General features: G+C 37.2%; 14 protein-coding genes and 1 other RNA gene. 1 reads left to right on the top strand and 14 read right to left on the bottom strand.

The features are described from left to right. Positions 1-133: 133 nt before the first annotated feature. The 12 genes from PATL70BA_RS14415 to PATL70BA_RS14360 all read right to left on the bottom strand — a co-directional run bounded on the left by PATL70BA_RS14415 (position 134) and on the right by PATL70BA_RS14360 (position 16,467). Positions 134-787: an HAD-IA family hydrolase gene (locus PATL70BA_RS14415; protein ID WP_125138032.1), complete on the bottom strand. Its 654-nt coding sequence runs from the start codon at positions 785-787 to the stop codon at positions 134-136. A gap of 459 nt (positions 788-1,246) precedes the next feature. Further along, entirely contained in the window at positions 1,247-1,708 is a 462-nt protein-coding gene (locus PATL70BA_RS14410) for a hypothetical protein (protein ID WP_334295022.1), read from the bottom strand. 26 nt (positions 1,709-1,734) lie between these two features. Continuing rightward, positions 1,735-2,391 carry a GNAT family N-acetyltransferase gene (locus tag PATL70BA_RS14405; protein WP_125138030.1) on the bottom strand — a complete coding sequence of 219 codons (657 nt, stop codon included), beginning with the start codon at positions 2,389-2,391 and terminating at the stop codon, positions 1,735-1,737. A gap of 482 nt (positions 2,392-2,873) precedes the next feature. Continuing rightward, positions 2,874-3,683, bottom strand: coding sequence for an alpha/beta fold hydrolase (locus tag PATL70BA_RS14400; RefSeq protein ID WP_125138029.1), 810 nt, complete (start codon positions 3,681-3,683; stop codon positions 2,874-2,876). Between the two features lie 153 nt (positions 3,684-3,836). After that, on the bottom strand, positions 3,837-5,126 hold the full coding sequence (locus PATL70BA_RS14395) for an acyl-CoA reductase (RefSeq protein ID WP_125138028.1): 1,290 nt from the start codon (positions 5,124-5,126) through the stop codon (positions 3,837-3,839). Continuing rightward, entirely contained in the window at positions 5,110-6,243 is a 1,134-nt protein-coding gene (locus PATL70BA_RS14390) for a LuxE/PaaK family acyltransferase (RefSeq protein ID WP_125138027.1), read from the bottom strand. Before PATL70BA_RS14390 ends, PATL70BA_RS14395 begins: the two co-directional genes overlap by 17 nt. A gap of 186 nt (positions 6,244-6,429) precedes the next feature. Next, positions 6,430-6,882, bottom strand: a complete 453-nt coding sequence (locus PATL70BA_RS14385; protein WP_172596264.1) for a hypothetical protein — start codon at positions 6,880-6,882, stop codon at positions 6,430-6,432. 405 nt (positions 6,883-7,287) lie between these two features. Then, complete coding sequence (locus PATL70BA_RS14380; protein ID WP_243115927.1) at positions 7,288-9,771, bottom strand: LuxR C-terminal-related transcriptional regulator; 2,484 nt, start codon at positions 9,769-9,771, stop codon at positions 7,288-7,290. A 554-nt stretch (positions 9,772-10,325) separates the two neighbouring features. Continuing rightward, positions 10,326-10,677, bottom strand: a transfer-messenger RNA (tmRNA) gene (gene ssrA, locus PATL70BA_RS14375). 44 nt (positions 10,678-10,721) lie between these two features. After that, positions 10,722-11,186 carry an SsrA-binding protein SmpB gene (gene smpB / locus PATL70BA_RS14370; RefSeq protein ID WP_125138025.1) on the bottom strand — a complete coding sequence of 155 codons (465 nt, stop codon included), beginning with the start codon at positions 11,184-11,186 and terminating at the stop codon, positions 10,722-10,724. 120 nt (positions 11,187-11,306) lie between these two features. After that, on the bottom strand, positions 11,307-13,457 hold the full coding sequence (gene rnr, locus PATL70BA_RS14365) for a ribonuclease R (protein ID WP_125138024.1): 2,151 nt from the start codon (positions 13,455-13,457) through the stop codon (positions 11,307-11,309). A 223-nt stretch (positions 13,458-13,680) separates the two neighbouring features. Next, positions 13,681-16,467, bottom strand: a complete 2,787-nt coding sequence (locus tag PATL70BA_RS14360) for a vWA domain-containing protein (protein ID WP_125138023.1) — start codon at positions 16,465-16,467, stop codon at positions 13,681-13,683. Positions 16,468-16,792: 325 nt separating this feature from the next. Here PATL70BA_RS14360 and PATL70BA_RS14355 point away from each other — a divergent pair, with 325 nt between their 5' ends. Continuing rightward, positions 16,793-18,007 (top strand): S-layer homology domain-containing protein, encoded by a 1,215-nt coding sequence (locus PATL70BA_RS14355; protein WP_125138022.1) that lies wholly within the window; start codon positions 16,793-16,795, stop codon positions 18,005-18,007. 99 nt (positions 18,008-18,106) lie between these two features. Here the strand turns inward: PATL70BA_RS14355 and era are convergent, their stop codons facing one another. Together era and PATL70BA_RS14345 are read right to left on the bottom strand one after the other, a co-directional pair. Further along, on the bottom strand, positions 18,107-19,006 hold the full coding sequence (era, locus tag PATL70BA_RS14350) for a GTPase Era (protein ID WP_125138021.1): 900 nt from the start codon (positions 19,004-19,006) through the stop codon (positions 18,107-18,109). A gap of 14 nt (positions 19,007-19,020) precedes the next feature. Then, a complete protein-coding gene (locus tag PATL70BA_RS14345; protein WP_125138020.1) occupies positions 19,021-23,307 on the bottom strand; it encodes a 2-hydroxyacyl-CoA dehydratase in 4,287 nt (1,428 codons plus the stop codon). Between the last annotated feature and the right edge of the window lie 65 nt (positions 23,308-23,372).

Here is a 23,372-nt window from a genome sequence, read left to right as displayed (position 1 = left end):
TATTTTTCGATTCGACATAAATCACTTTTCACTTTCAATACTCAGATTCATAGTTACAAATACTTAGTACCATGTTAACATAATCTGCTCTTGAAATTAAGGCTATTTTAAATATAACTTAAAAAACACAGAATCAACCTAATACTAAATCTTTTAAACCTTGAATGCTATTTACAATATAATTAGCACCTGCTCTTTTCAGTTCATCGTATGTACCATACCCATACGTTACACCTATTGAATCAATAACCATTTCTTTTGCACCCAGTATATCATGTTGTCTATCGCCAATCATGACGACTTCTCGCTTGTCTTTTATTGAGAGTCTTAACAGAACTTCTTCTATCACTTCTGATTTTTTAGTTCTCGTTCCATCAAGATTGCTCCCAACAATACTGGTAAAATATTCATCTAAACCAAAATGCTTGATAATGAGCTCAGCAAATTTTGTTGGTTTTGATGTCGCTACAGCCAGCACATAAGTATTGGTTTTTTGCAAATCTTCTAATAATTCTTCAATGCCTTCATAGATTTCATTCTCATATATACCATGATCCACAAAATATTCTCTATAATATAAAATAGCTTCTTTTGCCTCTTCTTCTGTAAAATCATAAAAGTCCATAAACGATTCTTTTAATGGTGGTCCTATAAATATTGTCAGGTCATCTAAATTAGCATCTATGTTTTTTGTTTTTTTTAATGCATAAGCTACAGATCTTGTTATACCTGTTTTAGGGTCCGTTAAAGTACCATCCAAATCAAATAGTATATATTTATACAACATTCTGTTCCTTTCACAGGCTCAATAGAGTGTTCTCAGTCTACTTGTATCACTTTTCATCTTATCTCATTCCAATTAACGCTTCAACAAACTCAAAACACTTTTGACCACTATTATTTTCGTCTACTAATAGGTATGATTGAATAATTAATCATATGAAATAGAAATGGATATGCGACAACGTATAAGTCTCGCAGATTATAAAGTAAGACTATAAATCCAAATAAAATCATACCTATAGAATTCACAATCATCAAAACTCTCTGAATCTTTAAAAATTGTTCTTCTTTAATCAAAGAACGCTGAATTATTTTTTTGTTGTACATATTCACCTTGTTCTTAGTCATTTCTGAATAAGCCAAAAAGAATACTCCAAAAAATACCAGTGCTAACCCTAAATAATTCATTTTATTTCCCCGTATCTTTCTTTTACTCTGTATATAATACTTTACTTAATTCGAACTAGAATTTTGACTTTTCATAGTTGTAAGGTATACTCGTACCTACAACCACGTCTTCAATTTTTTCAAGGATGAGCCAGTCATCCATGTTCCCCTGATGATCAAAATCAAGTGGTTCTATTTCCTTTACATCCTGAAACTCAACAAGACACATACACTTTTTATGCCAACGCTCTTGTTGTTTCTTTGACAGATTCAGCTTACTTTGGTTTTCCTCTAAGATTTGATTTATCTGCTCTTCTGTTAATTTCACGTGGTTTTGAACACTTTTAACCCTAGCTAAAGCGGTTATTTTATGTGTGCCCTTTTTCATAAAATATAAAGTTTCATCTTCAAATACTCGGCTATGAGGGATTTTCCTACCTGCCGCTGCACGAATAATCATCGTCTTAGAACCCTCTAAGATTTTGTCCAATACCTTTTCCTTGTGATCACAATAAACTAAATGTACCAAAATAATCACCTTCCTTTTAAAATCTCCTATGCACCTTATCTTGGAATCCTCATTTTTATAATTTCTTGAAACTTTGTTTGGGATGGTCGATTACTCCGTAGCTCTTTTGGTGGAAACCCTTGATCAAATTCTTTGGATGCTTTTTCATCTATATCATAAATCTTATCTTCTATAAATCGACCCTTAATATGTGACAATGCTCCAGGATATAATTCTATTGCCTGAAGGGCAACTGCATACATATTATCCGCTGTTCCAATCTTATAATTTTCTGCCGAGGTGAATCCTAGCCTAGAATAATAGTCCGGGTCACCATATATAAGTATGGCTTTATAACCAAGCTCTCTTGCCTTCTTCTTTGTATATTCAATTAACCGACTGCCAATACCCTTACCCTGGAATGTAGGCAAAACAGATAAGGGTCCAAATGTAATCACACTGTGATCAACTCCGTCATCGTCAACAATTTTAGCTTTGGTGTAAACAATATTGCCGACAATTTCGCCGTCTACTTCCGCAACAATATTCAGTTCATGAATAAATGAATCTGCCTCTCGCATGATGTGCAACAAATAATGTTCATCACACCCAGGACAATAGTGATTCCAAAAAGCTTCTCTTGTTATTTCTTCAACCGTTCTATAATCTGAAGGCCTTTCATTTCGTAGTACTACATTTTCTATATGGATCATAATCCCTCCCAGTCTTTAAATGGTTCAATAATCTAGTCACCTTATTAATATATTACACGCTTATAATTATAACCTACTAGAATTGAATCAACCACATTCTTTTGATTAAAAGTAGATTAGAAACCTCTGATATCCTTGTACTTAGCCATGTTTAGTTTTTCTTCTTTTTATCAACAAATCATGAAAAGAAGCCGCTTCGTTATGAGCTCTGCTCATATTTCTGAACGGTTCGACGGGAAAGGTCATTGACGTATTCTGCCACGCTTTTAGGCCAAATACTAAAGTATGACTTTCCTTGAGAATAAAAAAACCACTCAATTGAGTAGCTCTTTTATCACTTCCAACTATTGGTAGACAACTATGGTTAAAGTGTCAAAACTATATAGTTGAACTTTTGAATACAATATATAATTATGAAAGTATCAACGTAATCTATATATTGTATTCAATTTAGTGAAACTTAGTTTTGACCCTTTAACCAATTATTTATACTTCCTAAGCCATGCATCCAAGAGATTCTCAAATTGATCCGGTTGTTCTAAGAAGAAGGAATGGCTTGCATTGGTTAACAAACTGACGGTCGCTTTTGGGTACTTATTGAGCCGGTTTAACATATCTCTGTACCCCACCACATTATCCTGATAACCTAGAAATATGAGTGTTTTATGGCGATGAATCATGTGACTGTTCTCGATAATGGTACTTAGATATTCATTGTCATACAAGGCTTTAAGAAAGGATCTGTCTGCCAAAGCGATTGCTCGTGAGAAATCCGCTTCTGTTCGTTGACAGGTCCTCTTGTTAATGACCACCATCTCACTCAAATAGCTTTTTTGCTTTTCTTCACTTAATGTCACAAAATACGAATGATCAATCTCTTGATTGATTATTTGCGCTTTTTTTCTCAAGTTAGATTCCGGTATGACAACCGGACATATGAGTACCTCACCAATGACTTGTTCATTTAATAACTTGGCAATCCCCTGTGCCAAATATCCACCATAAGAGTAACCTATAATAATAAAAGGAAGTTCACCTATGAGCACTTCTATGACTTCAGATAGTAGCCTTATCATGGTATCTGTTGTGTTCTTAAGATTATGGGCTGGTGATTGGCCCATACCCGGTAAATCAATATAGATTCTTTTAAACCCATCTAATTTTATAGTGGTGTCCTCTATTGCATGCTCCATGGTGATGGTGTCCAAATATAGACCATGAAGTATAATAAGAGGAAGTCCTTTTCCCACACTTGTGTAATGAATGGTTTGTCCTTGCACTTCAATTAACATAATGCCTCCGTATGTCGTTTAATCTTTCATCCAGTATACTATACTAGCACTGGGTTTTAAAGTCTAACTCACAGTATCTATAAAATCATCATAAGTTTAATCAGAATGAGACATACCCGTCAGAATTCACCAACTTTTTGCTCATGTCAAATTTTAATTTTTATTTCTACAGATGGTTCTTGTATACTGCAAAAGTGTAGGTTTTCCGTCATGAGGTTCTCCAACATAGGTTTGTGACATGTTACCAAATGTTGTTACTCGGGTTACGCCTGCTCTGTAGAACAAATTAGATAAGTCATCATAATCCTCTTCATGACAAGCTAAACCGGCTGTTTGAAGATGGCCTTTATGTATACGAAGTATGGTTAAAAGCTCTGACCGTTTAATTGGCATAAGCCATATATTTCTATACAGTGGTGATGTTTTCAGTGATGGTTGCTTGTCCATCATAATACTAAAATCTTTATGGTCGCTTTCAACCAGTTGTTGTTGTCCAAGTAAGGAAGCCATTTTAACCAATTCTTTAGTCCATGTAATTTCTGCCAGGTCATGGATTTGGATCGCTGCTGCCGGATATTTTTTTGCTTTTTCTGTCATTGCCTCTTTAAGCTTTTTTGCGCATGTATCTATGACTGCCATGTCATCTGTTTCAACAAACAAGCACTGAGGTGAACTGCAAAATTGTTGGTCACTTAAACATATTTCTTTTGCCAATTGTTCGAGTGAAGAGGTTGAATGTTGACCTGGTGTTAAATACGCAAAGCTCAGACGGTGCCCCCACTGGATAATGGGTAGATGGGCAGGTGCTATTTGCCTGATGCCATGGATTGCATTATCTGAACCCCATACAACAATAGCATCAGCAACATTCCCTAATTTTTTTAATATCTCGACATCTTCCGAAGAAATATCAAATACATAGATATAAGGCGCGAGTCTAGGCTCAATCATAACTAAGCGCTTAAGTAGTGTTAATGAGATGCCACCTTCATAAGATGGTAATTTTAAGACATTGATGTTACCTGTAAGTAGGCCTTCTAGGACACTAAGTACTGAAAGAGCAAGGACATTCCCTGCACCAATATGAAAAAGAACGCCTAGTGGCTGTTGCCTTTCTTGTATGCCTGGTTCTACCTCCACCCATTTATAAAAATCATCACCTAATTCACGAACTATTTTTTGATGCAAGGCTGTAGGTGTCAAACTTTTCTTAATGGATTGGATCAAGCTTTCAGCTTTCCAATCCGCTTGTCCATTTTCAATGAGCTGCTGCTTAAAATCCGCAAAATCCGTTTGTTCCACAAGTTTCCAGATGGCGCTTATGACTATTTCTGTATCTATTGGTGGTAACATCAAGTCCTGATTAATTGTATCATCTAGTTTTAACAAATAATGATTTAATTCATTTCCTGTAATCACACGTCCTCTAAATATGTGTTCCATTTGGACCTCCCAACAACTCGCTCGCCGAGGTTGTACACGTTTTAGACGAACGGGTACCAGCTCTTCCTAATATTTCAAAATAGGGTGTTGTGATTCCACACCCACATTGACTGCCATCTCTTAGTACTGCCATATCTCCCATGAGGACTGAGTTTAAGGGCATGGAGGATACCAGAGGGCTAATAAAGTTAAGAAAACCGGCTTGATTGAAGCCCAATGGCTCGAGGGTGTTCACATCACGAATAAGCACCCTGCTCCAGATTGGTATATGCATGTGATGATGACGACACTCCGGGTAAGCAACACTATGTTCCACTGCACTATAGAAATCTCGACAATTTTCAGCCGGTATGCCAAGCATTTCTTCAATCAGAGCGTAGAGCACTTCTTTTTGTATGGCCATGTCGTTATACTTTTTCCAACCACCACCTGTAAAAACTATAGATTTTTTATTGAGTTTAAGTGGCGGTATTTTCATTTCTTTCATAGCCGTTAACATCATATATAGATAGGAAGGAAACCCCATGATACGCACAGGTAGTTTTTGTCTGGCATAGCGCTTCAAAGCGTTCATGACGCCAAAATAATCAATTTGATAGGCATCTCCTATGGACCGAATAGCAAAAACCTTCTCTTTAGCAGGCGCTAACTTGGTCATCCCCGTGAGAACTTTTACATTCCCCATCTCATTACCTGTTTTGGGTTCATAGCCAAGTATTAGGTAATTGGTTGGTATGATTGAGACAAACTTATGGTATATCATGGCTTTTATAATCATTTTTGTACCTAGCTTTAGAGTGCTTTTATCTATAAATATCTGACTCTTTTGCCCCATTGTTCCAGAGGATGTGGCATGGATTTTTATGTCATCTTTTTCTATACTTTTTACTTCATGGGTCTTAAAAAAATCTACAGGAATAGTCGGAATAGATGCAATATCCTCTACTCTTATTAATTGATCTGTCGTATATCCTTTGTCTTGTATCAGCTCTTTATAAAAAGCACAATGGGTTTTATGATGTTCAACAGATTCCCTCATGGCAGCCAAAAAGAGATCCTCACTGCCGTCTAAGTCATAGATTTTTTTGTAATTAAAAAGTCTTTCTCTAAAGTTCATGATTTCCCTCTCATACAATAAGTCTCTGCATTAACTCTAACCAAAATTCCTAAATACACTTTATAAGCGTACTCATTACCATACATTTTAACATTTATATATAATAAAAACTACCACATTAAGATTTCTTAATGTGGTAGTTTTGTTCACTTCTTTACTCTAAACTACTTTTTATTTTATCTGTATCTATGGAGCTATAAAGTATACTTGTAGAATAGCACCATTCGTAGTTTCGTCATATATATCATTTGGATCAGCATAATGATCACGTACAAAGAAATTTATTACGTATTCATCTCCGGGAATGAGTGCCGTTGATTGACTAAGTTTCATTATTTTTGAAGCCGCCTCAGTAAATACTACTTCATCAACCCATTCATAATGACTTTTTGTCAAATTATAGACTCCAACGTAATAACCAAGAGGCTCAAATTCTAATTTATCCGCATTGTTCCATCCATAATTAAATTCAAGCAAACTATTTTCCACATTGGTCACTATAACATATGGGCCACCCGCAGGATTTACTATTTTAAGTGAATCACCTGTTTGTACGCCTGCTTCAGCACTTACAGGAATACCTAAACCTACTCCTAAAGTCAAAGCCAATACTAAGATCATTGATAAAATCTTTTTCATCAAATCTACACTCCTTTTTCATGATTAATAAATTAATTTATATCACATGATTTCAATTATTTAACTCTATGTGATATAAATAATTGATTTGAATGTCTTAAACGCTTATAACTATTCATACTGTAATGTCATACAAATTATCCAATATCTGCCTCCTTCATAATCAATTAAATACGCCTAGTTTGATTTAAGTTCTCTTCTACTCTATGCAAGAAATCGTAAGTTTGTATTCAGTATTATGAGCTTCTAGTATCCAGTTGAATCTCCCATCGGTAGTTCTCTCTTATCTGATTTTGTGATGAAGCTGATCAAATCATCACCTAAATAAATAACCCACCATACATAAAATGTACCGTGGATTATTTTCCATTTATATCACCCAGTGGGTGATATAAATGGGTGATTTTACATTCTAGGGTTTTCATCGAAATACTGTTTCAAAAGGAAACGTGAGTTTACACCCATTTTTTCATAAACACTCTTAAGCTGTGTTTTTACAGTATTGGGTGATATATAGAGTCTTTCTCCTATTCTTTTATTTGAATATCCTTCTGCAGCAAGCTGTGCTATTTCCTCTTCACGTTTAGTCAGATTTGGCTTGCTCTCTATAAAATACCTACTAATAATTTGTTCCATTGAATTATGATATGGTTTATAGATTGCTAATATCTGTTTAATATGCTCACGATAAATATCGTGCAGATATAATGCATCAAGGAGGGGCTGTATGTAATCACAATTTTCTACAAAGGGCATATATACCTTATCAGTAACAGCCATATCAAGAGCTTTCTTTAAAGCTTCAATAGCTTCGCTCCTTCGAAATATGTGTTCTTCTGCTGCAGCAACATAAATCATGGTATAGATTTTGGCTAATATACTAGGAAAAATAGAGGCAATAGTAATAAAATATTCCACATTGCCCAAAAGCTTCAAATATTCACCTTTTATCAAAAAAAATCTTCCGAGGATTATATTAGAGAAGGCTCTCGCTGGAAAAAAAAGATGACTCGAATTAAAGGTACCCTCGGTCAGCCATTCAGGTATCTTACGATCTTGTCTCAAGCAAGCATTCACAAAACCAACACACATGTCAATTGTATACATCAATGGATATAATTGACTTTCTACTATTTCTTCATGCATCTTGTTAAATAAATATCGTACATGGGCATAATCACCCTTTACTAGGGTCAACTTAATCTGTAAAAAAAGAGCAGAGATAACTATGTTCGGTTGAAATATTATGTTGGCCTGAACTTGTGCTTTATTTATTGCAATTTCTGCATTTTCAAAATCACCCTTATTGTAATACCACTCCGCTTCCATCACATATTCAGAACCCATCCCATGTCCATTGGTCAATTGATAGTAATAAGGCATCATTTCTTTCATTGCATGGACTTCTTGCTCCAGCTTTCCACTCTCTCTATAGAATAAGTGCAACACTGATGGTGAACCAAATGTCCAGATACTTTTTGTATTTATAAAAACTGACGGTCGATTCATAAGCTTGCAAGCCTTTTTAAGATGTTCTGACATGCCCATAATATGATTATAACGAGTAAAGCTTTTTACAAATTCTAATTCTCCCATTAAATTATTCATACTTACAGGATTGAGGCTACTGCTTTGTATCAATAGGGTGACCTCTTCATATACTTTTGGGAACAAGCTCATTTCATTAAATCTTATTAAAGTCATTGCATAAACAAGCAATGCGACTAAATTGTCCTGTTTGTATTCGTAAGGACATTCTTCAAAATATTTTATAATCACTTCTTTATGCTCTAGGTAAAAACTTTCACCTTTATCAAGCTCGACTGCCAAAAGCAGATTTTCAAAATCTCCAACTTTATAAAAATAGTGCATAGCGGCCAAATATTCATTATTTTTCAAATACCAATCTCCAGCTCTCTTATTAAGTTTTTCCTTATAACTCGCATCCTTTTCCGCGAGTATATTTTGAAGAAAATTAATAAAAATATGATGTATATGATATGATTTGGTGTTGATATTATAATTGACAAAAAGATTTTTTCTGGTTATGTCCTCTAAAAAAAGATTTGCTTCTTCATTTTCCCATACGAATACAGCTTGGGTCTTGGTAAAACTATCAAAGATACACATATGTATGAGAAAGTCTTTTACCTCTTGAGCAAGTGGCTTGTATATAGCGTTGTCAACCAGTTTATAAATGCTATTCGTGGTCAAAAATCTTCCCTCTGTTTTATAGTTAATCAGTAAAAGGTACAAAGCACTTATCCAACCTTCTGTGGTAGCATACAATTTTTCAGCATCACTATTATTGATGCTGACTCCGCATGCACTATAGTATTTAACTATTTCATTTGGCACAAGCTCTAGATGATCTTTTCTTATATAGAGTAAATAGCCCTTTAGTGTAAGTTCCTCAATATTGGGAAAATCAATAAAACGTGCTGTTAAGACAATATGAAATCTATCGATTTCATTAATTACAAGAAATTCAATGAACCTTCCCACCTCAGTTCCATTTAAATGGTGGTAATCATCAATAAAGAGTACTGTTTTTTCAGGTATTTCTACTTCTTCAATAAGTTTTAATACCTCTCGCATAGATAATCTGTCAAAAGGAAATCCAAGCCGTGCAAGACTTTGAGCACAATTAGAATTGATTTTGCTAAACAAAAAACAGAGGTCATTCCAGAAACTATTAATCGAACTGTCATAAATCTTTTGCCACAAAACATTCGCATGGGCAAAGTTAAGATGCTCCCTAACCGCTATGGTTTTTCCATAGCCCATAGGTGCTTCCACTATTGTGAGTGGATAATTGAAGATTCCATTCATTGATTCAGTTATCTTTTCAGAAAAATATAGGCCTCTGTTATTATTTTGTTTATACAAAGTCGCTCTCTCCTTCTAGAAATCTTCGTATTCCATCCTCTAGCTTATTCTGTTAAATTGAAAATTATTCAATATGACCTGCTTTACCAAATGACACTACAAAAAACCTCATTTTACATAAAAATAAAAAGAGGAAAAATTGATTTTGATAAAAAACCTTGTTTTGCATCTTCTTCCGCTGTGCTTCGGCGATATAAGAGAGGATCAAGATTTCGAGTCATCTGGTACAATTTCAAATTAGTCATCGCCCTTTTAAATATTTCATATATTTCTTCCGACTTTTTCTTGACTATATTATACCAAATCACTATCGCAATAGCTAGCGAAGTCATATGGTTTTATAAATGTGTGCCAGTGGCACCCTTGCTCTCAGGCCACGTTCGATTCTTTACCTAATCTCTATAACAAAAATGACCCACTCTAGTGAGTGGGTCATTTTGTTATGGAGGTGAGGGGAATCCCACCGCAAGCGTGCCACTGGCACCCTTGCTTTCTGGCCACGTTCGATTCTTCGTCTATTAAAAAACGACTCACACTTTGTGTGAATCGTCTTTTAATGGAGGTGAGGGGAATCGAACCCCTGTCCGAAAACCCGTTCATGAAAGTTTCTCCCATCAGAGTCATTAATTTGACATTCCCTCTGCCAAGCGCCTAATGACAGGCTCATGGTTTTAGTAGCTTAATAAAGTTCTTTTGCTACCTCAAAGCATTGGTAGAAAAGTTCCTCGCCCAATCGTTGCCCAGACCCTAAGTGGCGAGTTGCCTAGGAAGGACACCGCAGCCTAGGCTGCGAAAGCTAAATTATCTTCAGCGTTTAATTTAATTTTACCAGCTTTTAACGTAGCTCCGGTGTCTACGGATGGCTTCCTTCACTGCAGTGATCCCCGTCGAAACCTGTACACCCCCGAGTTTACAGGCGGTCTCTTGGACCTTTATAATAAGTAGGTAACCTACAGATTATCAACTTTGAATTGCTTTTCAGCCATTCTTTTTTGATCTTTTTTGGCGATGTCTTGTCGTTTGTCATGGAGCTTTTTACCACGTGCCAAACCAATCTCCATCTTCATTCGACCTTTTTTTAGGTAGATTTTGAGTGGCATGATGGTATAACCTTTTACGGCAACCGCACCCATGATCTTATTGATCTCATAACGGTTTAACAAGAGCTTTCTGGTTCTCATCGGGTCCTTATTGAAGATATTACCCTTTTCATAAGGTGTGATGTGCATGTTGGTGACAAAAATCTCACCATCTATAACCCTTACAAAGCTCTCTTTTATGCTGCCTTTTCCTAGTCTTAAAGACTTGACTTCTGTTCCTGCAAGTACCATACCTGCTTCATAGGTCTCATCAATAAAATAATCGTGATAGGCTTTTTTGTTTTGCGCTATGATTTTATAAGCTTCTTTTGCCATGGTTCACACTCTTTCCAACTAAAAGATTCACTTGAATCTTTCTTCCAAATCTATGCTGCAAGACATATTATAACATATTCTATAAGCATTACAAGGGCAAAGCCATTACAATTATGTTACCTAAACCGCCAGTGTCTCGCTCGCAACCTCTGTTGGTCCTTCTTCTGATACAGAAAAATCAATGTTGCGTTCTTCTACATTGCATCGCTCTACTTTAACATTGATTAAGTCACCAAGGGCATAGATTTTCTTGGTGCGCTCACCCACATACATGTACTTAAGCTCATCATGAACATAATAATCATCATTTAGAGCGGTGACATGAACAAGACCTTCTATGGTGTTTGGCAGTTCTACATAGAGTCCCCATCCGGTAACACCGGAGATGACACCTGTAAATACTTCTCCAATATGACGCTGCATGTATTCCACTTTTTTAAGCTTAATGGTTTCACGTTCTGCTGTTTCCGCACGACGTTCATACTCGGAGTTCTGCTTGGTAACATCCGGCAAAATCTTCTTGTAATGGCTGATGCGCTTATCGCTCATCTTACCTTTTAGATTTTCTTTGATGATTCTATGAATCTGTAAATCCGGATAACGGCGAATCGGTGAGGTGAAATGGCTATAATACTTAGCCGCAAGACCATAGTGACCTTCACAATCCACTTCATACTTGGCTTGTTTCATAGATCTAAGGGCCAATCGGCTAATTAGGACTTCCTCTTTGCTGCCTTCAATATCAATTAGAAGTTTCTGTATTTCTTTAGGGTGGACATCTTCTTTGCCTTTGATATGATAACCAAAGTTATAGATGAACTTACCAAGGGCTTGTATACGCTCATTGTCCGGCTCTTCATGGTTTCTATATACAAAAGGTATCTCTTGCCAGAAGTAATGCTCAGCTACGGTTTCATTGGCCAGTAGCATAAACTCTTCAATAATCTTCGTTGCCACGTTACGTTCATAAACATAGATCTCAGTAGGTGCACCAAACTCATCCAGCTTGACTTTAGCTTCCGGAAAATCAAAGTCGATGGAACCCCTTTGCTTTCTCTTTGCTCTGAGTATGGCCGCTAAGCCTTCCATTCTATGGAACATGTCTACAAAATCTTTGTAGCGCTCTGTTAATTCAGGATCTGATTTCTCTAAGATACCAGAAACCGCTGTGTAAGTCATACGCTCATCGACGTTAATAATGGTTTCATTAATGGTGTAATTAAAAACTTTGCCGTCTTGGTCAATGTCCATAATACAACTAAGGGCCAAACGGTCTACACCTGAATTTAATGAACAAATACCATTAGACAGTTGTCTTGGTAACATCGGGATGACCCTATCTACCAAATAGACACTGGTGCTTCTATTAAGGGCTTCTTCATCCATAGCACTGCCTTCTTTTACATAATAGCTAACATCAGCTATATGAACCCCTAAACGATAGCCTTGTTCGATTTTCTCTATAGTAATGGCGTCATCTAAGTCTTTGGCATCTTCTCCATCTATGGTCACTGTCTGAATGTTTCGGTAATCCAGTCTACCTTCCGCTGCATCTTTAGGCACTTCTGTAGGGATAGATAAAACTTGTTTTTTGACGCTATCCGGGAACTCTGTAGGTATTTCTAAGTTCTTAACAATAGACAAAATCGCAGTATCCGGATCATCCACGTGACCGATAATCTCAACAATCTTACCCTCTGGTTTACGGTCTTCACCGCCCCAGTCCGTAACCTTAACCACAACTTTATGGCCTTTCATGGCCATCATACTGTTGGATTTGGCTATATAGATATCTTTCTGTACTTTTTTGTCGTCTGCTCGGACAAATCCAAAGTTATCGCTTTGTTCATAAAGCCCAACTAGGGTATCTTTGCCTCTTTCAAGCACTTTGACAATCTCACCTTCAGGGCGTTTGCCACGGCTGTCTTTAAGCAACTTAATGGCCACAGTATCATTGTGAAAGGCTGTGTTGACATATTTGGCAGGAATGAAAATATCATCATCCTGTCCTTCTATAACCACAAAACCAAAGCCTTTAGGATGAGAAACAAATCTTCCTATTATTGGCTCTGGCGCATCATTAATCATATATTTGCCGCGCTTGGTAAGAATCACCTTGTCTTCCTGAATGAGTGCCTGCAGGGATTGTTCCAGTTCTTTTTTTTCATTTTTTGAAAGGTTTAGCAGTAATGCTAATTCTTTTAATTTGAGTGGTCTGTATTTTTTATCTTTAAACAAATCCAGTAACACTTCTTTTTGATCGATTTTCATTATCTTCACTTCCTAATCTTAGTATGGTTCAAGGGTCAAACCTTCATATATCTCTATTATAGAGTACTTTGATGCTTTTGTACATACTACCACTAAATTGTAGTATTCTAAAGCTTAAGAGGGCATGCCAAAAGAAACGGCTATAGATTTACATCCACAACCGTTTCTTCTTTGGCTCTGTCACAATTTGAATATGACATTTATCATAAATTATTGGAGGTACTTACATAATGTTTTGATCCAACAAATCATTGAGTTCTTCGTTTAGATATTCTACAACTTTGACACTATAATTTCCAAATGCATCCACGGCATAAATGGTGATTGCACCTTTAGCTACAAACTTGTTAAGCTGCGTTGATAAAGTAACTTTCATATCCGAATCAAGTAATACTTGATTGCCAAGATTACTTAGAACCCGAATGGACTGTTCATTCGTTGCCGCTAATATCTGGTTATAGGTCAACTTACCTTCAAAGACTTTATAGGTCACAATGGTCGTCTTGTCGCTTATGGTGATGTTGTGATTAATCAGATTAACGGATGATTCAAGTGGATCTACTACCACATCTATTACAGGTGCCACTGTGTCAAGTACACCTACGTCTAGCCTCTTGGATGTGATGGTTGACATAAGATCTGTGCTATCACCTTGTTCTCTGGTTCGAATCTCATTAATGCCAACTTTAAAGTCGTAGTCCAATTGATGGCCTAAGGTGGATGGTGGCGTTAATACGCCATAAGCCATGTAAATTCCAGCAGGTAATTGGCTACCATTATAACTGAGCCGTCCATCCGTCATTGTAAATCCTGGCACCACATTTCCGGAAGCATTTCTTACGTCTGCGACGCCTGAATATGTGTTTAAGACAAATGTATGGTTGGAATCTGCAAAGTCATCAAACAAGGTCATTTCTACTTTGGTCAATGGTCTAACTAACTCGAAACTGATTTTACTTTGTGTTGGTTCGTTCAGTAAATCGATATTGTGTTCTGAGCTACCATCTAGTGTAGTAACGGCTATATCCTTAATCTTAAGGCGTTCAAACGTAACAACCTTATCGATTTGTGGCGTTGCATGACTTAGTACAGCATCAAAAACCATATTCATATCACTATCTAGACTGATACCACCACTTTGACTTGTCATCAGATAACCACTCGGTACCGGAATGGATACTTTGTGAAGACCACTGGTAATGCCTTCAACAACGATAACACCATCTTCAACAGTATAAGGTCTTAATACCCCATTGATATAGAGTTCTACATCCGTTATGGCTGTGTCAAAATCATCTGAAAAATCAAAGGTGAGTCGACCCACCTTAATATCAATGGCAGCGGGATCAAGGCCAAGGTTAGTGTAGTCAAAAACATTGCCTACTGAATTTGTCAGTTGATACTCTACATTGTGGTCTAATCTGAAGCTACCTTCTTTTATAGCCTTAAGCTCTAATGGTACTTCCTTCTGCCACGTAAGGTTCTCACTTCCTACCACACTTTTTGATTCTAGAATATTTAAGGATAACTTATTATTGATCATACCCCAACCTACCCCTGTACTTGCCGGCTGAAGTGTTATAAACTCACTAATATTCTGATCCGACGTGGATTTGGTCAGGTTTTTTACATAAATGGTTTTATAATCAAATGGTGCTTCATTATTATAGCTAAGACTATGGTTCATCTGAATGATATCACCAACTAGATAACCGAATTGATTGTTTGCGTAGGTAACATTCACATTTACTTGGGGTTGATTGGTCCTTGGCGGAATGGCGGTCACATTCTGCCCTAGCAGTTCAGTTATTGTATTACCACTTAAATCCTTATATATTAGCGTAGCGTTCACATTAATTGGTATCTCAACTTGACCACTACCGGTTGGATACACATGGTCCTTAACTTTAACTTTATACCCAAAAGTATAATTGGTATCAACAACATTGCCCAAATCCCAAGTTATGACTTGTCTGCCCTGTGCATCAACGGTTAATGTATAATTTTGTGGTTGTATACTGCCATCAACAACTTCAAACTCACTTTCTATGGTTTCTATCACTTTTGCATTGGTTCCTACATAGTTTAGGTCGCCAACAATAGTATCAAAAATATCTGAAAGTTGCCCTGTTTGAGATGCCTCAAAAAGACCTGCATTTTGTGATTTGACCAATGTATCCCTTGCCACATTCTTAGTTGCTACGTATTCAATGCCTTCAAAATACCCAACGGCTATGACTTCAGCTACTGACTGGGCTGATTGTCCGGCTTGATAAGCTGCGGTGGTATTGGTATTATGACTAGTAGGATAGTTCAAGTTTTTCTGACTTGTACTACCGCCTTGGGTCGCCACACCATCTGTAAAAAGTATGATGACATCTTGTTCTGATGGGGCACCTGTAATTTGTTTTTTTGTTACCGTATTCTCTGCATATTCAAAAGACTCCTTGATGTTAGTGGCACCATCAGATATTTGCCAATATTCCCAAGCATATCTATAACCGTTGTTCCAATAAGATGAGAAATTACTGTTATAATTATAGTAGAGATCCCTATACTTAAATACACTTTTGATCTCATTTAATGTCTCTGTTTTGTTATTGTAGTATTTCCAATTGTCGCTCTTATTGGCATTGGTACCAAAGGAAACAATGGCCATATTGGAATCGGGGTAAGTTGCATAGACTTCATTCACAAACTTATTAACAGCTTTCCATACAGCATCTGCAACCGGTTTATTGGTAGAAGGATCAATACGCAACATAGAATTGGAACGGTCAAGAACCAAAACAATATCAAGACCTGTGGTTACTTGCTCATAAGATACGGAAAAATTATAACCGATGTCAAAGATTCTCTCACCGGCATCCGATAATGTCACCTCCGGTGTGTCTTTCGTTATGGTTACCGTCGTATTCACATTTGCATAAATAGGCATGCCCATCTGTAGCACCCATACAAATGCCATTAAGAATCCTATCTTTTTTTTGATGTTTGCGGTTACTTTCATATTTAACGCCTCCAGTTCCTTTTTCAATTCATTGGACTTATGATATCCTGATCTATACTTTTCTCTTTAGGTTATATTTTATTTGTGTCGAATATAATTAATTATATACCCCATTTACGTGGCTAGTCAATTAAGATTACGAATATTCACACAAACCAATACCATATAACTATAACATAGGACTTATAGACCATATGTTTTTAAGTTTTTTCATCATTTTTTAGATACATGTTCACAGTTTGTTCAATACTAATTTTGTAAAAAAGATTATAATTATAATAAATGGAATATAATAACCCATCCATCACAAAGTAGGAGGTTTATAATGAAGACAAAGAAAAAAAATATCATTTCATTAATCATGGTTCTAACAATTCTAACTACTGGAAGTTTCTCACAAATATATGCCAATACCGCTCCCTTATATAAAGACACCACTGCCCTTGAATGGTATTATGGTTCTCTTGACATATTATCACAGGAGAATATAATTACCGGTTTCACAGACGGTACTTTCAAAGGCAATCAGAAATTAACCATTGACCAGTATATAGCCATCTTATGCCGTTTGACCGGCAACGATGTTGGTGTCTCTGATGGTTATTGGGCTGAAAATTACATTGCGTATGCTAAAAACCAAGGTTGGTTAGATGGTGTGAGTTATACTGTATACAACACACCCATTGACCGTTATGAAGCCAGTAGGCTTACCATCAAGGCAATGAATCTAGTTCCGTCAAACTATCCGGATGAGTTTCTTGACTACAGCATCTATATCAACGACTTTAACGTCATGCCCCAAGATTATCAGACAACGGTACTCTTGTCTTATGCCCTTGGTATTATTACCGGTTATCCTGACAGTACATTTGGTGGTGACAATACTTTAACACGTGCTGAAGCAGCAGTAATTAGCCATCGTGTATTGGATCCTAAGGTCAGAAAACTTGCCGTATCACCAAGCAAGTCCAAAGCCCTTGCCACGTTATTTGCCTCAAATCCGGAGCTCCTTGCAGCTTTTGACGGAGAGATGACTTTTGTCAATAACCAACTTGTTTTTATCGATGGAGATACAACAACAAACCTCAGTAACTCCGGTTTAGATCCAAATGTAGGTAATATTACAGAAAACATTTTGGTTGATGCCCTTCTTGACAGTGCTGATGATGAGACAGATAATACATTGGCCGCCGGCTACAATTATGGTGTCTTCAACATCAACCTCTTAACAGAGGATAATGAAAGTCTTGTTATACTCGATGCACAAGATGGTGGAAAAGTAATTATACTGGATTTGGTGCTTATGCAGGATACTGATGGTAATCTTAAGCCGGGTGCTTCTGAATTCATACTTCTGGTTTGTAAAAATATAGATTTTGAAAATGCCAATGCCATGCACAATTTTATTCTTACAAATTATCAAGGCCGTGCTTCCTTACCATCTTCAGGTGTAAGTGAATCCTATGATGGTACGGATATACTTATGACAGCCTTGGTACATGACCACAATGTGGTAAAAGTTGAGTTTACTCTTAAATAAAGCATAGAAACAAAGTGATTTTGTCACGTTTATATATCAATAACATAGAAAAAACCAGGTAGAGGCTACCTGGTTTTTTCTATGTTATTGATGTATGATTTATTCTTTATTGGTATAACCGTAATTTTTTAGTAAGTAGTCACTATCACGCCAATCTTTCTTGACCCTTACCCATATTTTTAAGTTAACTTTTGAACCCAGTAGATTTTCCATATCTCTTCTGGCCATTGAACCGATTTTCTTGAGCATGGATCCTTGTTTTCCAATAACCATACCCTTATGAGAGTCTTTTTCACAGACAATGGTAGCATCTATATCAACGATTGCCTGATCTTCACGTTCCTTCATTTGATCAATCACTACTGCTATACCATGGGGTATTTCCTGCTCCATGTTTAGCAATACTTTTTCCCGTATCAGTTCCGCACATATCTGTCTTTCCGGTTGATCCGTAATCATATCTTCCGGAAAATACATAGGTCCATCTTCCAGTACATCAAAAATCTGATCCAATAATATGTCCGTATTGTCACCTTTAAGGGCTGATATAGGAATAATGTCTTTGAAGTTATATTGGTCCTTGTAGGTGGCTATAACTTCTAAGAGTTCATTTTTAGCTATGGTATCCATTTTGTTAATAACAAGAAATACAGGTGTCTCTACCCTTGCCAGTCTTTCTATAATATAACGATCACCTTTACCTATTTTTTTATCCGGTTCAATTAGCCATAAGACGACATCGACTTCATTCAAAGTCGTTTCTGCGCTTGTATTCATGAATTCACCAAGTTTGGTCATAGGTACATGAATACCTGGTGTGTCAATAAAGACGATTTGACCTAAGTCATTGGTCAAGATGGTTTGAATCCGGTTTCTTGTTGTTTGAGGCTTGTCTGACATAATGGCAATTTTCTGTCCGATTAAATGATTCATTAAAGTTGATTTACCAACATTCGGACGACCTATGATGGTTACAAACCCTGATTTTTTATTGTTCACACATTACCTCCTGATTATGCATACTTCTCATCTGTAGAAGCTACATCTTTGGTTTCGTTTAACAGAACTGTCTTTTTCTCTAAGTTGCTAAAGGCAACTGACAGCATGAGTTTTACACGATTAAGTTGATTAACTTCACTAGCACCCGGGTCATAATCTATGGCGGCTATATTAGCCATCGGGTACATTTTCTTTATGGGTTTAATCATAGATTTCCCCACGACATGATTGGGTAAACATCCAAAAGGTTGTACACAAACCACATTCTCAACCCCGTCTTTAACAAGTTCCACCATCTCACCGGTTAAAAACCAACCTTCACCGGTTTGATTTCCAAGTGATATGAGTTGTTTGGCAAGTTTGCCTTTCTCCTCAATACTTGATGGTGCATGAAAATATTTGGATGCATCAAGAGCTTTGCCGGCAGCCTGACGGTACCATGACATGATTTTAATGGCTACGTTGGCGCCTTGCCATCCTTTTTTTGTACCGTTTAACTTTTCATATCTGAATTTATAATTATAAGCGTTGTAGAGGTAAAAGTCCATCAAATCCGGTAATACCACTTGCACACCTTCATCTTCAAGCACTTGAGCCAGCTGATTGTTACCTGTAGGATGATACTTAACCAGTATTTCTCCAACGATGCCCACTTTGGGCTTGATGATGTCTTTGCGTGGCAACTGATCAAAAGCCTCTACAATCTCTATGCATTGCTTTCTAAAGGTAATGACATTTCCATTTTTGATGGTTGTCATCGCCTTTTGTCGCCACTTCTCATATAGTGCATTGGCTGAGCCCACTTCAGCTTCATAAGGTCTGGTTGCATATAAAACCCTCATAAACAAATCACCAAAAACTGTTGCCATTAAAGCCTTGTGAATCAGAGAGGGACCAATCTTAAAGCCCGGATTACCTTCTAGGCCTGATGCATTAATGGATACAACGGGAATATGACTCATGCCTGCATCTCTAAGTGCTTTACGAATAAAACCGATATAATTGGATGCACGACAACCACCACCTGTCTGAGACATTAAAACGGATACCTTATCCAGATCAAAATCCCCTGACTTCAAAGCCTCCATTATCTGTCCGATTACCAATATAGAAGGGTAACAGGCATCATTATTCACATAGGTTAATCCCACATCAATGGCTTTATGATCTACCATCGGTAACACCACTACATTATAGCCTAAAGCTCTAAAACCAACTTCATAAAAGTCAAAATGTATTGGTGACATTTGTGGTGCAATAATAGTGTGTTTTGCTTTATGTGCTTTTGTAAAAGGCACACGTATCGTTTCATTCTCTTCTTTGTGTAAACTTTTCTTCTGTTTCAATCTTTCTTCTAGAGCCGCTTTTAAGGATCGCATTCTGATTCGAATAGCTCCTAGATTACTGCCTTCATCAATCTTAATCAATGTAAATATTTTACCGTTTCTTGCCAAAATCTCTTGTACTTGATCCGCAGTAACGGCATCCACACCACATCCAAAAGATGTGAGTTGAACCATTTCAAGTTGCTTATGCTTACCCACAACTTCAGCAGCTGCATATAATCGACTGTGATAAGCCCATTGGTCCAATACTCTAAGGGGCCTTTTCACTTCACTAAGATGACAGATAGCATCTTCTGTAAGCACAGCCATACCAAGTCCAGTAATAATATTGGTCAGACCATGATTAATCTCAGGGTCTACGTGATAAGGTCGGCCGCCAATGACTATGCCAATTTTACTGTTATCTTCAAGCCATCTGATGACACGTTCCCCTTCTCGTTGAATATCTGCTCTGGCTTTTTCTTTTTCTTGCCATGCCAGTCTTGCCGCTTCAAGTACCTCTGCTTCCAAATGCCCTTTTATCTCGAATTCCTCATAAAGTCGAACGGCCAATCGCTCCGACTCCTCCATAGGCAAAAAGGGACTCATCAGCTCCACCTCTTTATTCACGATGGCGTCCGTATTATGCTTAATTGTCTCAGGGTAGCTGGTGACGATGGGACAGTTAAAGTTATTGTCTGCACCTTCAATCTCTTTGACCTCAAAAGGTACACTGGGATAAAATATAAAATCAACTTTCTTCTCAATCAATTTCATAATATGTCCGTGTACAATTTTTGCAGGATAACAGGCTGATTCAGAGGGTATGGTTTCTATACCGGCTTCATAAAGAGCTTTATTGGATCTAGGTGATAAGACAACCCTATAACCCAGATGGGTAAAGAAGGTATGCCAATAAGGATAGTTTTCATACATGTTCAGAACCCTTGGAATACCTACTGTTCCTCGAGGTGCTTCTTCTAAAGACAAGGGTTTATAGTCAAAGATTCTTTTGTATTTATAAGTAAAAAGATCCGGTATGTCGACATTTTTGATGGTCATACCAGCCCCTCGTTCGCAACGGTTACCAGATACAAATTGACGACCATCCGAAAAATGATTGATGGTTAACATACAACGATTACTACATAGCTCACATCTGGACATCTCATTGTGTGCCTCAAAAAGTTCTAAAGCTTCTTTTTTTAATATCGTGGATTCAGATAACCCTACACTACGTTCTTTGGCAATTAAGGCCGCACCAAAAGCACCCATGATGCCGGCAATGTCCGGCCTAACCACTTCTTTACCTGAAATCATCTCAAATGCTCTTAAAACAGCATCATTATAAAATGTACCACCCTGGACAATTACTTTATCCCCTATTTGCTTGGGATCTCTTATTTTTATGACTTTCTGTAGCGCATTCTTAATGACTGAGTAAGATAAACCTGCAGATATTTCTCCGACAGTAGCGCCTTCTTTTTGAGCTTGCTTGACCCTTGAGTTCATAAAAACCGTACATCTTGAACCCAAATCTACGGGCGCTTCCGAAATAAGGGCCGCTTTCGCAAAGTCTTGTATGTTCATTTCTAATGACTGAGCAAAGGTTTCGAGAAAAGAACCACATCCGGAAGAGCATGCCTCATTTAATAATATGTCATCAATAACACCGTCTCTGATACGCAGACACTTCATGTCCTGTCCACCGATATCTAAGATGAATTCTACACCTGGCAAAAAGAATTCGGCTGCTTTGAAGTGCGCCATTGTCTCAATTTCTCCGATATCCATATGTAAGGCTTCTTTAATCAACCCTTCGCCGTATCCAGTAACGCAACTACTTTTTATCTTTGTACCCTTAGGCATTTTTTCATATATTTCCATTAAGATTTCTCTACACAGAGCCAAAGGCTTCCCTTGATTGCTGCCATAGTAATCATAAAGAAGCTGACCTTGATTATCAATAAGGACCAACTTGGTTGTGGTTGAACCTGCATCTATTCCTAAATAACAGTCACCGATGTAAGTTTCAAGATTACCTTTTACAGCTTTGTCTTGTTGATGTCTCTTATTAAAATTGTCAAAATCTTCTTCTGATTCAAATAGTTTTTGAAGTCTTGCAACCTCATTAATACCGGATGCTTTTAGATGCTTGACTCTAAAATAAAGTTCTTCAAACCTTAATGGTGTTTCTGTAGCAGCAGCCATAGCGGCTCCTGTCGCAACAAAAAGTTGAGAATGATCCGGTATGATGGTTTGTTCTTTTGTAAGTTTTAAGGTATCCACGAAACGGTTTCTAAGCTCTGATAAGAAGTATAGCGGTCCACCTAAAAAAGCAACATGTCCGCGAATAGGTTTACCACATGCCAATCCACTGATGGTCTGATTGACCACCGCTTGGAAAATGGAAGCAGCGATGTCTTCTTTTGCAGCCCCTTCATTGATGAGAGGTTGGATGTCTGTCTTTGCAAAGACACCACATCGTGCAGCAATTGGGTGAATAACCTTATATGATTTTGCAAGTTCATTAAGCCCCATAGCATCCGTCTGTAATAAGGATGCCATTTGGTCAATAAAAGCGCCTGTCCCACCGGCACAGGTACCATTCATACGTTGGTCGATTGAACCACTTTCAAAATAGGTGATTTTTGCATCTTCACCACCAAGCTCAATGGCAACATCTGTTTTTGGTATGAGATGTTCCACTGTTTTTGCGCATGCTACGACTTCTTGTATAAATCCAACATCCAGCCATTTAGAAACTGAGAGGCCACCTGAGCCCGTTGTAAGAATACTAATCATAGCTTCTGGGTAATGCTCATATGCTCTGCCCATCATAGACAGAACTGTGCTCTTAATATCTGATAAATGTCTTTTATATTTACTATATAACATCACGCCCTGGCTACTTAAAACAACCATCTTTACTGTCGTCGATCCAATATCTAAACCGATTTTTAAATGTTTCTCCAAGAAATTACCTCCTGATATTTATAAACACGTCATGATAAATATCTCACCAAAAAATACCCCTAAAT

This window comes from Petrocella atlantisensis, from assembly GCF_900538275.1.
In the GTDB taxonomy this organism is placed as follows: domain Bacteria; phylum Bacillota; class Clostridia; order Lachnospirales; family Vallitaleaceae; genus Petrocella; species Petrocella atlantisensis.
This window is presented reverse-complemented; position numbering and strand designations above follow the sequence as displayed.

Coding starts and splice junctions, on each gene's coding strand:
- PATL70BA_RS14415 (WP_125138032.1), bottom strand. CDS start 787: ATGTTGTATAAATATATACTATTTGATTTGGATGGTACTTTAACGGAC.
- PATL70BA_RS14405 (WP_125138030.1), bottom strand. CDS start 2,391: ATGATCCATATAGAAAATGTAGTACTACGAAATGAAAGGCCTTCAGAT.
- PATL70BA_RS14400 (WP_125138029.1), bottom strand. CDS start 3,683: ATGTTAATTGAAGTGCAAGGACAAACCATTCATTACACAAGTGTGGGA.
- PATL70BA_RS14395 (WP_125138028.1), bottom strand. CDS start 5,126: ATGGAACACATATTTAGAGGACGTGTGATTACAGGAAATGAATTAAAT.
- PATL70BA_RS14390 (WP_125138027.1), bottom strand. CDS start 6,243: ATGAACTTTAGAGAAAGACTTTTTAATTACAAAAAAATCTATGACTTA.
- PATL70BA_RS14385 (WP_172596264.1), bottom strand. CDS start 6,882: ATGAAAAAGATTTTATCAATGATCTTAGTATTGGCTTTGACTTTAGGA.
- smpB (WP_125138025.1), bottom strand. CDS start 11,186: ATGGCAAAAGAAGCTTATAAAATCATAGCGCAAAACAAAAAAGCCTAT.
- rnr (WP_125138024.1), bottom strand. CDS start 13,457: ATGAAAATCGATCAAAAAGAAGTGTTACTGGATTTGTTTAAAGATAAA.
- PATL70BA_RS14360 (WP_125138023.1), bottom strand. CDS start 16,467: ATGAAAGTAACCGCAAACATCAAAAAAAAGATAGGATTCTTAATGGCA.
- PATL70BA_RS14355 (WP_125138022.1), top strand. CDS start 16,793: ATGAAGACAAAGAAAAAAAATATCATTTCATTAATCATGGTTCTAACA.